At 65.5% G+C, this 12047-nt stretch carries 7 protein-coding genes; all 7 read left to right on the top strand.

What is annotated here, in order from left to right; translation table 11 throughout:
• Positions 1-64: 64 nt before the first annotated feature.
• Positions 65-1360, top strand: a complete 1296-nt coding sequence (locus GF405_04165; protein MBD3367360.1) for a hypothetical protein — start codon at positions 65-67, stop codon at positions 1358-1360.
• Between the two features lie 37 nt (positions 1361-1397).
• Entirely contained in the window at positions 1398-2762 is a 1365-nt protein-coding gene (locus GF405_04160; GenBank protein MBD3367359.1) for a hypothetical protein, read from the top strand.
• Positions 2763-2770: 8 nt separating this feature from the next.
• The gene (locus GF405_04155) at positions 2771-4066 is read left to right on the top strand and encodes a hypothetical protein (GenBank protein MBD3367358.1); all 1296 of its coding nucleotides are present in this window, start codon (positions 2771-2773) and stop codon (positions 4064-4066) included.
• Between the two features lie 30 nt (positions 4067-4096).
• A complete protein-coding gene (locus GF405_04150; protein ID MBD3367357.1) occupies positions 4097-5332 on the top strand; it encodes a sulfatase-like hydrolase/transferase in 1236 nt (411 codons plus the stop codon).
• A gap of 16 nt (positions 5333-5348) precedes the next feature.
• A complete protein-coding gene (locus GF405_04145; GenBank protein MBD3367356.1) occupies positions 5349-6716 on the top strand; it encodes a hypothetical protein in 1368 nt (455 codons plus the stop codon).
• A gap of 86 nt (positions 6717-6802) precedes the next feature.
• Positions 6803-9181 (top strand): tetratricopeptide repeat protein, encoded by a 2379-nt coding sequence (locus GF405_04140; GenBank protein ID MBD3367355.1) that lies wholly within the window; start codon positions 6803-6805, stop codon positions 9179-9181.
• 427 nt (positions 9182-9608) lie between these two features.
• Positions 9609-12047 (top strand): hypothetical protein (locus GF405_04135; GenBank protein MBD3367354.1); only part of this gene is annotated, 2439 nt, incomplete at its 3' end.

Raw genomic sequence — 12047 nt, 5'->3', positions numbered from 1 at the left:
GGACCGTGCGCGACGAGACCGACCGCGGCGGGCGTCTCCCCGCGGCCGGGGTAGGAGGCATGCAGTGACGACGACATCGAGAACTCTTCGTCTTGTTCTTCTCGTCGTTCTTCTGTCGGGACTGCTCGTGACATCATGCGGCCGAGAGGAGACCGGCGGGGTCTCGCGCCGGGTGATGATCGTCGGGATCGACGGACTCGAGTGGGACGTCATGGCGCCCCTCCTGGAGCAGGGTCGGCTGCCGACGTTCGCGCGGCTCATCCGCGAGGGTACGTGGGGCGAACTCATCTCCCTCGAGGTCCTCGAGTCGCCCGTTATCTGGACCAGCATCGCGACCGGTAAGACGCCCGAGAAGCATGGGATCACGGGCTTCGCGAAGCGCGGCCGGGCCGGACGGAACGTGCCGATGACATCGAATGTGCGTCGGGTGGACGCCGTCTGGGACATCCTCGGGGACCGCGGGATGACCGTCGGGATCGTCGGATGGCTGGCAACGTGGCCGGCGACCCCGGTCAACGGTTACATGGTGACGAGTCATTTCAACTACGGTTCGGACAGCGAGGGGCATCTCCCCGAAGACGCAACCTACCCGGCCGGGCTCGCTGACTCGCTCCGCCCCTTCCTGCTCAGGCAGCAGGATATCCCCGACGGCAGCGCCGCCGCGTTCGTGCGCGGAGACGTTCCCGAGACCGAAGCAGCGCGTGGCCGGTTCGACGCGCTCAAGGTCTCGCTCGCATCCGACGAGACGACCCGGCAGGCCGCGCTCCATCTGGGCACGGACCTCCCGACCGACTTCACCGCCGTCTACTTTCGGGGCGTCGATGGCCCCAGCCACTTCTTCTGGGTCGATATGCTCCCCGATTCCGGTCCCGACGTGCCCCCCGAGGAGGTCGAGGCCTTCGGCGACGTCGTTCCCCTGTACTACGAGTACATGGACGGCGTTCTCGCCGAGATGCTCCGTCTCGCGGACGACGAGACGACGGTCATCGTCACGTCCGACCACGGACACTCCGGCCCGAAGCCCAGGGGAGATGATTACGCGTGGGGTATCGCGATGCACGATCGGACCGGGTTCATCTGTCTGTGGGGCAAGGACGTGGTCTCCGGCGGACAGTTGGCCGACCCGTCGGTGCTCGACGTGACGCCGACGGTGCTCGCCCTCTACGGCCTGCCGGTGGCGGAGGACATGGACGGAAGGGTGCTCGAGGAAGCGCTCGAACCGGCGTATCTTGAGAGCCATCCCGTCACCACCGTTGATACCTACGAGACGGGTGATCGGGCGGCGGGGGAGGAACCGATCGAGTCGTCCGTCGACGAGGAGATACGTGAGCGGCTGAGGTCGCTCGGGTACATCGAGTGATGAAAAAGGGGCCTGCGGAGGAAGAGGGGCGACCCACATGAGATGTTGCGCCGGACACAGACTCATCGTCCTGCTCGCGGCGGTTCTTGTCGTCGCCGGGTGCGGCGGGGGCGAGGGCGACGCCGAGCGGACAGAGACCGCCTCGCTCGATTCGCCTATCCTGCTGCTCGGCATCGACGGCGCCGAGTGGAGCGTGCTCGAGCCGCTGCTCGAGGCGGGAGAGCTCCCGAATCTCAGCCGTCTCATCGAGAACGGCGCGTCGGGCGAGCTCCGGTCGCTCGAACCGCGCCGCCGTTCGCCCGTGATCTGGGCCACGATCGCGACGGGGAAGCCGCCGGAGGAGCACGGCGTCGCCGGGTTCCTCAGCGGGAGCAAGGGCAGCCGGGACATCAGCGCGACGCCGCTCTCGAGCAACATGTGGGAGGCGCCGGCCTTCTGGGACGTCTACGGGGACGCCGGTTTCTCGGTCGGCGTGGTCGGGTGGCTCGTGACGTGGCCGGCTTGGGAGGTCAACGGCTTCATGGTCTCCCAGCACGTACAGTACCTCGAGCGGTTCGGCACCGACGACCCCGAGCGCTCGGTCGTCTATCCGCACGAGCACAGCGGGAGGATCGCGCCGCTCGTGAGGACACCCCCCGCCATCACAGACGAGGAGATGGCCCGCTTCGTGAACCTCGACAGCGAACTCGGGATGGAGGCGCTGGAGGGGAACAACAGCCAGATCCTCAGGCGGGCCCTCTCGGGCGACGAGACGGCGGTCGGCGTGACGCTTGAGCTTCTCCAGGACGACTCGCTGCCGGACCTGATGTGCGTCTATCTGCGCGGGGTCGATGAGGTCTGTCACGGCTTCTGGATCTACATGGACCCCGGCACCAGGCCAGAGAGAGATCCGGAGGACGATCGCTCGCTGTGGCTCGACAGGCAGGCCGAGGCGCTGAGCGGACTGATCGCCGAGTACTACCGATACGCCGACGAGCAGGTCGGCAGGATCCTGTCGCGCTTCCCGGACGACACGACCGTCGTCGTGTGCTCCGATCACGGCTTCCGGGGACCCGGGGACTTCGGCGAGCACAGGCCGTGGATGGGCGAGGATCAGCACGCCCTCGACGGTGTCGTCATTCTGAACGGGCCGGGCATCGAGCCGGGCACTCGGATCAGCAACGCGACCGTCTACGACATCGCGCCCACAGTGCTGGCTCTCGGCGGGCTGCCGGTGGCACGTGACATGCAGGGCCGCGTCCTCACCGAGGCCTTCGCAGCGTCCTTCGTGGAGTCGAATCCGGTCGCGTACGTCGAGTCATACGAGGACGTGAGGACGTTCGGGGATGCTTCCGAACCGATCGAGTCGCCCGTCGACGACGAGGTGCGCGAGCGGCTGAGGTCGCTCGGTTACATAGAGTAGGGAGGACCATGCGCCTGCCCGCCGTCAGAACAGTGCTCGCGTTCACAGCGCTCGCAGGGCTCGTGGTGCTGGCGGGCTGCGGCGGAGACGCGAGGCTGAGCGGCGCATCGCGGGAAGGTCCGCTGGTCGTTATCGGCGTGGACGGAGCGGAGTGGAGCGTGCTCGAACCGCTTCTCGAGGCCGGCGCGCTTCCGACATTCTCTCGGCTCGTCGAGACAGGCGCCTCGGGCCGACTGCGCTCGTTCGACCCACGCGAGGCGTCGCCCGTCATCTGGACCACAATCGCGACGGGAATTGCTCCCGAGGACCACGGGATCACACACTACCTCACCAGCGCCGAGTGGAGGGCGGGAGCATTCTGGGACATCTGCGGGGATGCGGGACAGACCGTGGGAGTGGTCGCCTGGCTGGTAACTTCTCCCGCCTGGCCCGTCAACGGCTTCATGGTCTCCGAGGCCGTCAGGAACCCTCGACAGCTCGTCCAGTCGGGTGCCGAGGTCTATCCGCCGGGAATCCTGGAGCTCGTGGCAGCGCATGCCAGACCGCCGGATTCGGCCACCGTCGCCGAGATGAGCCGCTTCGTGAACACCTCCGGCGAACTCGGGCTTGAGAGCCTCGAGGGCAGCAACGGGCACATTCTGAGCAGGGCGCTGTCAGGTGACGAGACGGCGGTCGACGTGACTCTGGCCCTCTTGAGTTCGGAGGGGATTCCGGATCTCACGTGCGTCTATCTCAGGGGCGTCGACGAGGTCTGCCACGCGTTCTGGTTGTACATGGACGCAGAATCCAGGCCCGCATTCAGTCAGGAGAGCGAACGGTCGGAGAGCCTCGTCCGGTACGCCGAGGCGTTCGGCGGACTCGTCGAGGAGTACTACCGTTACACCGACGAGAAGATCGCGCGCATTCTCGAACGTTACCCGGACGACACGACAGTGCTCATCTGCTCCGATCACGGATTCAGGGGGCCCGGCGACTTCGGCGACGGACCGAAACGCATGCTCCTTCAGCAGCATGGCCTCGAGGGAGTCGTGATTCTGAACGGACCGGGCATTGCCCCAGGCTCGACGATCGAGGGAGCGACCGTCTACGATATCGCTCCCACCGTTCTGCAGCTCGCGGGAAGGCCTGTCGGCCGGGACATGTCTGGTCGCGTGCTTGTCGAGGCGTTCGAGAACGTGCCTGAGATCGGCTTCGTCGAGTCGCATGAAGGAGGACGTTCTTCTCGAGAGGGACCGGTCGTTGTCGACGATGCGACCAGAGAGCAGGTGCGCGAGCGGCTGAGGTCGCTCGGTTACATAGAGTGAGCTGATCTGTCTCACAGGATCTGAAGAGGAATGCCGATGAGATTTGAACGCATCACCATCGTCCTTATCATCGTCCTGGCCGTCGCCGCCGCCGTGGTGTGGTTCAGACCCGGAGGGACCGGCCCGGCTGAGGAGCGCGAACGCGACGCCGCGGGACCGGGCGACGTGCGGCTCGTGATCCTCGGTGTCGAGGGATTCGAGATCGACATCGTGGAGCGTCTCGTCGCCGACGGAAGGCTCCCGCACATCGGGAACATCATGGATCAGGGCGCCGTGCAGACCTTCGCGAATCTCGGCAAGGACACGGACCCGCGTGTCTCATGGACGAGCGTCGCAACAGGTATGACCCCCGAGAACCACGGCTTCGGCGTTCCAAGCATTACCCGCCGCGAGCAGCAGGTCGAGCCCCAGCCCGTGCCGACAAACCGCACCGCGGAGACGCTCTGGACGATCGCAGACTCGAAAGGGCTTCGTGTCTGCGTGGCCGGCTGGCCGGGGACCTGGCCTGCGGAGGAGATCGACGGCCTCATGGTGGGCCCCTACGAACAGTATGTGCTCGAGCGAGCTCACGGCGGGGACTACGCCGCGGGTGTCCACCCCCCCGAGCGGCTCGAGTTCGTGGACGATCTTGTGTTCGGACCGGATGCCGTCGAACGGAAGGACCTGCTGGGATTCATCGACGCGGATTCGAGACTCGGTCCTGAGGCGCTGGTCGGGCAGAACTACAAGAGCCTCGCCAAGGCGTACGCCGGTGACAGGAGTACGCTCGACGTGGCGCTCAACGGACTGCGCGCGGTCGATGCCGACGTGGTCTGCGTGTATCTCGAGGGGCTGAATACCGTGTCCCAGAGGTTCTGGCACTACATGGACCCGGAGCCCTTCGAACGGATCGATGTGCGGCCGGATGATGAGGAGTTCTTCGCCGGGCAGATCGAGGCGCTCGGCGGCACGATAGACGAGTACTACGAGTTCGTCGACACGCTTCTTGCCGAGCTGATCGATGAGTGCGGCGAGGAGGCGACCATAGCGATCGTCTCCGATCACGGATACGCCGGTATCGAGTTCGATGCTCACGACAGACCAAAGGTCGGACAGCACATGCACAGCGAAGAGGGTTGCTGGATGGCCTCGGGCCCGCTCCTTGCGCCGGACGTCCGGATCCGGGAGGGCTCGATCACCGACTTCGCGCCGACCGTGCTGGCGGCCGCCGGCATCGAGACCGGGATCGACTTCGACGGTGAGGCGCTGTCGCGCGCGCTCAGGTAGACGGGGGTTTCTGACGATGCGAGAGTGTGGAGGTTGTGCGAGGGATGTGTCGCTTCGTCTGGCGGCTCTGATGCTGGCGGGCATTCTGATGCTTGCCGGCTGCGGCGGCGATGAGGCACACGACGAGGTCGCGAAGTGGTCTCCTCCGCGCGTCGTTCTGATCGGTGTCGACGGTCTCGATTGGGACCGCGTGGACGCGATGATCTCAGAGGGACGTCTGCCGAACATCGCCCGGCTCAGAGACCGGGGTTCGTCGGGTGTTCTCCGCTCGATCCCTCCGTTTCTCTCGCCGAGCGTCTGGACCAGCATGGCCACGGGGAAGTCCCAGGAGAAACACGGGATCTCGGGATTCCTCGTCGGGCAGGGCAGGACGAAGGACGCGACGCCGACGAGCGGGAACATGCGTCGGGTCCGCGCGTTCTGGGAGGTCCTCTCGGCCGCAGACCTGTCGGTCGGCGTCGTAGCGTGGCTCGTCACGTGGCCCGCCGAGCCGGTCAACGGCTACATGGTCTCGCCGAACATCAACCGCCTCCTGAGCTGGAGGAGCCAGGCGAAGAACCCGGCCGAGGCCGACGAACGCCTGGCGATGGCGGTCTACCCGCCCGAGTATACCGAGACGGTGGTCGACTGCAGAGTAACGGCCGACGACGTGCCGCAGGAACTCCTGCACGGGCTTCTTGAGACGACTGAGCACCTTGACGACCCCGATGTCGCGCTCGACTACAGGAACCTCGCAGCGACCCTGGCCAACGATCTGACGGTTCTGGCGATCGCCGACAGTCTCGCGGAGCTCCAGCCGACCTCCGTCCGCGCGCTCTATCTGAGGGGCCTCGATGTCAACTGCCACGCCATGTGGAAGTACATGGACCCGTCGAGCTGGCGGGGCGACGTACCTCCGAAGATGGAACGGACGTTCTCGAGCGTCATCGAGCGGTACCACGTCCTGGCCGATTCGATGGTCGGAGCCGTCGTCGAGTCGGCGGGGGAGGACGCGCTCTTCATCCTCTGTTCGGACCACGGTTTCGCGGGTCATCGCGGGTATGACGGGTTCGAGGGCGACGTCGCCATAGGCATCGACATGCACAGGGAGGACGGCCTCCTGGTCATGGCGGGACCCGGCATCCGCCGCGGCGAGACGATCTCCGGCGCAAGCGTGCTCGACATCACGCCGACGCTCCTCACCGCCGTCGGTCTCCCGGCAGCGCGCGACATGGACGGACGCGTGCTCGTTGAGGCTTTCGACCAGGATTTCCTCGCGCGACATCCCGTGTCCTTGATCGACTCCTACGAAACGGGAGACAGAGCAACGGGCGAGGAGCCTATCGAGTCGCCCGTGGATGACGAGATCAGAGAGCGGCTCCGCTCCCTTGGGTACATCGAGTGACGCCCCCATGATGCCTATCTTCGTTCCTGTGTCCGCACGGGACGGGCGTTGACCGAGGATGAGGCGGGGAACTCCTCCGGAGGAACATGCCGACCAGGAGAACGAAGAAGTCGAAGAAGGCGGCGGGACAGAGACCGTCCGACGAGAGGGCCAGGCACATCTGGACCGACAGACCGTGGTTCTGGCCGGTCGTAGTAGCAGCGGTCGCGCTCGTCCTCCGCGTGGTCTACGTTCTTCAGGTTGTCGACACGCCCTTCTTTCAGACGCTCGGACTCGACGCGAAGTTCTACGACCGCACTGCGTGGTCCATGTTGAACGGCGAGGGCGTGGAGGGGGCCTACTTCATGTCCCCGCTCTACTCCTGGTTCCTCGCAGGCCTCTACCGGCTCTTCGGTCGTGATCTGCTCATCGTCCGGCTGGTGCAGTCGGTAGTCGGCGCCGGCTCGGCCGTGCTGACCTACCGGCTCGCCGACCGGATCTTCGATCGGCGGGTCGCCCTGCTCTCAGGCTTCATTGCGGCATCGTACGGCGCGTTCATCTTCTACGACGGCTCCGTTCTGATGACGCCGCTCCTCGTCTTTCTCAGCCTGCTCGCCCTGTATCTCCTGGTCGAGGGGGCCGTCCGCCGGCACCCGCTCCTCATTCTCTTCTCGGGCGCGGCGATCGGTCTGGCTGCGATAGGGCGGGCCTCGGCGCTGGTCTTCACGCCCGTCGCGGCGCTGTGGCTGCTCTTCTCGCCTCCCCGGCAAGAGGAGACGGAAGGTCGGGTGGTAAGACCACTGCGGCGTCCGCTCCACCTTGCTCTCCTGCTGATCGCCGGCGTGGCCATCGTCGTTGCGCCGGTCACGATCCGGAACGTCGTCGCGTCGGGCGACCCGGTACTCATCACATCGAACGGCGGGTTGAACTTCTACATCGGCAACAGCGAGATCGCAACGGGCGGGTACGAGAAGCCGGCGGGACTGGACATCGTCTCCGACCCCGACGGAGAGCTCATCGCGGAGGCCGATGCGGGGCGCGACCTGTCGCCGTCGGAGGTGTCGTCATACTGGTATGCCCGGGCGCGTCGGTACATCGCTGAGAATCCTGGAGCGTGGGCATCGCTCCTCACCAGGAAGCTGGCGTTCGTGATGAGCTCCTACGAGCTCCCGCAGCTCGAGAACTACTACTTCCAGCGACGGTACTCTCAGCTTCTGTCGACGCCTCTGCCCGGATTCGCGGTCGTCGCGCCGCTGGGGCTCGTCGGGCTCGTGCTGGCCTGGAAGCGGCGCCGGGCGCGTATCCTGCTCTACTTCTTCGCGGTGTACATCCTGACGATCGTCGCCTTCTTCGTCGTCTCGCGGTATCGGTTGCCTGCCGTGCCGGCCCTCATCATCGGTGCTGCCTACGCCGTCGTGTATTTCGTCGAGAGGGCGCGCGAGCTCCGGTGGAGGAGTATGGTCGTTCCGGTGCTCGCAGTGCTCGCGCTCGCCGTTGTCGTCAACGCGAACCTCTACGGAATCGACCGAAACAGGGGATTCGCCCAGTCGCATTACAGGCTGGGCATCATCTACGGCGAGCAGGGGGAGACCGAGAGAGCCATCAGAGAGTACGAGCAGGCGATCTCCATCGATCCGGCGTACGCGAAGAGCTATCTTAACCTCGGTGCGCTGCTCGCTGAGCAGGGTGAGAACGAGCAGGCCGCGGACGTCTTCCGGAGAGCGATCCGCCTGGACCCCGAGTACGCCGACGCCCGAATCAACCTGGCGATCATCCTGGAGCGCCGGGGCATGTACGACGAGGCGCTCGCGCAGATCGACACCGTGCTGACACACGATCCGGGAAGCGCCCGCGCCCTCAAGGAGCGGGGCATCGCCCTCTACCGCACCGGCAGAAGAGATGAGGCCAGGGAGACCTTCGAGCGGGCACTCGCCGCCGACGCCACGGGCCGCGAGGGACCGGAGATCCGGTTCTATCTGGGTGTGCTCCAGGGAAGGGGAGGCGAGCTCTCCCCACAGGCCGTCGAGCTCATGCAGGAAGCCGAGGCGCTCGTTCAGGTCGGGCGCATCCAGGATGCGCTCGCCCGACTCGAGGAGGCGGCTGAGGCAGCTCCGAACTCCGGGGAGCCGCTCCGGCGGATGGCGTCGATCAAGCACGGCATGGGCCTCGTTGAGGAAGCGACGCAGCTGGTCGAGCGGGCTCTGAGGGTCGATCCCGCGACGCCGCACGCCCACTTCCTTCTCGGCGTGCTCCTCAACGAACAGATGGAGCATGACCGGGCCGTCGTCGCTTACGAGGCTGAGATCCGCCTGAACGAGGACTTCGCCCCCCCGCACCTCAACCTGGGGCTCACCTACCAGTACCACCTCGGGAATCCCAACAAGGCCCTCTACCACTACAGACGCTATCTCGAGCTCGGCGGGGCGCGCCGAGCCGAGGTCGAGCAGCTCATCTCCTCACTCAACCTCGAGCCGTCGCGTCGGTAGCGCGCGCCGGCAGTTCCTGATTGACCGTTCATCCCACGGATGGTCACATTCCGGCCGGAACTGCGAGAGCGCTTGATTGTTGACAGACTCTCTTCCCGGTGGTATACTACCCATTGAGTCGGGAAATAGCGAAGACGCCCCGCGTCGACGACCCCCTGCCCCGCGCGAGCCCTGGCGGACTTGCGAACGGGAGAGTATACCCATCCGAGATTCCGTCGTCCAACACGAGTGAATCATCAGTTCCTGGGATTGTGCGACTTCGATAGAACTACTCACTCGTCATGATCACCCCGGCCGGCGGTCGGGTGGTCGCCAAGACGCCCGGCGTCGGGTGGAGTGAGAAGCAGAAACCAAGAACCAAGAACCAAGAACGAAGCACCGCGAACGATGAGCTGGATCACCTTCACCTTGAGGGGGGACAGACCGAATGAAGAACACACCTCTGGTTCTGCTGGCAGCCGGCATGATGCTGCTCGCGGCCGTGAGTGGGGCCTTCGCGAAGGACCTCGACACGGACCTCGTCAGCCGCGTGCCCAATCCGAGCCGTTTGAGCTCGGCGTCAGCTGTTGAGACTCGGGGTGCCAGGCTCGACACGCTGTGGATCTTCGACGCGGACTTCTCGGACCTCACCGGCGACAATGCCGGCTGGACGGCGTTCGACCGCAGCGGCACGCTCGGGCAGGAGAACTACTGGCACCACGACACGATCCGCATCAACGGCTTCACCCATCTGGGCGACAGCACGTGGTGGTGCGGTACGGAGAACCCGTGCTGGCGTCAGCCGCGCGGGTACGGCAACGACTGGATCCAGATCCTCGAGCGCGAGTTCACCGAGATGGCCACGGCCACCGGTGGCGTGACGCTCGAGTGGGACCAGCGTATCGCCATGGAGCACGACTACGACTACGGGTACGTCGATGTCTCCGATGACGGCGGCGCGACCTGGACGAACCTGTACTGGGTCTCGAACCCGGGCTTCAGCGGGAAGCCGGGTTCGTCGAAGGACTGGGACGACCCGACGTACGGTCACGTGACGCTCGATCTCACGTCCTACGCGGGTTCGACCATCGACCTTCGCTTCCGCTTCGAGTCGGACGTTGCGTACTCGTCGCAGGATCAGTTCAACAACCCGCCGCAGGAGTCGGTGAAGGACGGCGCCTGGCAGCTCGACAACATCACGATCACCGATGACACCGGCGTCATCTTCCTTGACGACGCCGAGTCGGGCAACATGGGCTGGGTGCACGACGACCTGCCGACGACCGGTCAGACCGGCGTGACGTTCTGGCGCGGCCTCTACGGCACGGACTTCGTCACGGGCCGCGGCTTCACGTGTGAGAGCCGCACGGGCTGGATGTACGCCGCGGTCGATCCGTTCACAGGCACGATGGTGGACGGTCAGTACTCGTGGCTCATGAGCCCGCCGATCGACGTCAGCGGCGCGGCGAAGCTCGTCGGTGAGTGGGATCAGTGGATCGACTTCCCGCGGCCGGCGAACGACATCTTCAACCTCTACCTTGCCTCGAACGACCTGCAGGCATGCGTGACCGATCCCTCCGGCTTCGTGGATGAGGATCCCGGCTGGTGGTACGGCGGCCCGTTCTGGGGCACCTGGGTCGACGACTGGGATGCCTTTGCAGGCAACGATTGGCTGGCTGTCCTGTGGGCGCAGCAGAACGACGAAGCGCCGCTGGATCAGCACCGCGCCGGTCTGTTCCTTGCCAGGCAGCGTGTTGGTATCCCGTCCGGTGATGCAGGCACCGTGTTCGAGCGCGACACCTGGAACAGCTTCAACGACTGGTTCGTTGAGGATCTGTCGGACGCGCTCCTCGACACCGGCCGCATCAACATCAAGGACGACGACGACATCGCCACGGCGTACGTCGTCGCCACGAACGACGGCGGCACGACGTGGGAGTCCTACTCCTGCCGTCGCGAGGACCCGGCGAGCAACTGGTGGTTCACCCCGCCGCCCGCGAACCAGATGACACAGGGCAGCGAGATCTTCTACTACTACGAGGCCACCGACGGCATCGGCAATACGGCTCGCTATCCCAGCGACGCTCCGGACCGCGTGTTCGAGATGACGATCCTTCCGGTCGAGGGCTCGGTCGCGAACCCGGGCATGCTGCTCGTCGACAAGCACGGGCGCGCCACGCCGGGTGAGAGCCGCTACGAGGACATCTACCACACCTCGGAGTACTACTATCGAGAGATGCTGGAGATCCTCGGGTACGAGTACGACACGTACGACGTGGAGGTCCCCTCGGGCAGCACGGATCAGTCCGACGGTCCCGACACGGCGGGCATGAAGTACTACAACACCCAGATCTGGTTCACGAACGAGTTTGACTCGTACACGATCAAGAAGCCGGACCAGGTCAATCTGATCTCCTGGCTGAACGAGTCCGGCGGTGGAGCGGAGCGCAACCTGCTCATCACCGGTAACGACGTCGGCAAGGAGCTGATGGGAACCGCTGTCGAGACGCTCTCGTTCTACGAGACGTGGCTTGCGTCCGATTACGTCGACAACTCGATCGGCGTCGTGACGGTCGACAGTGTGCCTGGACTCCAGGACCACGCCGGCGACTTCACGTTCATGGACTACGACGACGGCGAGTGCATCGTCCGGGGCGGCTGCCCGACGCTGAACTACTTCGACGTCCTTCAGCCGTTCTCCGGCATCACCGGGACCGAGATCGTGGCCGACTACATCAAGACCGATGCGTCGACCCGTCCGGCCGGTGTCGCCTACACCCATCAGACGCTCGGTTACCAGACCGTCAATCTGGGCTTCGGTATGGAGTTCATGATGGACGGCTACGAGGCGAACGGGTACTACACGACCGGCATCGCCGACCGCGCG

Source organism: Candidatus Effluviviaceae Genus V sp. (genome assembly GCA_014728125.1).
Lineage (GTDB): Bacteria > Joyebacterota > Joyebacteria > Joyebacterales > Joyebacteraceae > WJMD01.
This window is presented reverse-complemented; position numbering and strand designations above follow the sequence as displayed.

What these genes read in the sequence shown, in the direction of transcription:
- GF405_04150 (MBD3367357.1), top strand. Translation starts at nt 4,097, where the DNA reads ATGCCGATGAGATTTGAACGCATCACCATCGTCCTTATCATCGTCCTG.
- GF405_04160 (MBD3367359.1), top strand. Translation starts at nt 1,398, where the DNA reads ATGAGATGTTGCGCCGGACACAGACTCATCGTCCTGCTCGCGGCGGTT.
- GF405_04140 (MBD3367355.1), top strand. Translation starts at nt 6,803, where the DNA reads ATGCCGACCAGGAGAACGAAGAAGTCGAAGAAGGCGGCGGGACAGAGA.
- GF405_04145 (MBD3367356.1), top strand. Translation starts at nt 5,349, where the DNA reads ATGCGAGAGTGTGGAGGTTGTGCGAGGGATGTGTCGCTTCGTCTGGCG.
- GF405_04155 (MBD3367358.1), top strand. Translation starts at nt 2,771, where the DNA reads ATGCGCCTGCCCGCCGTCAGAACAGTGCTCGCGTTCACAGCGCTCGCA.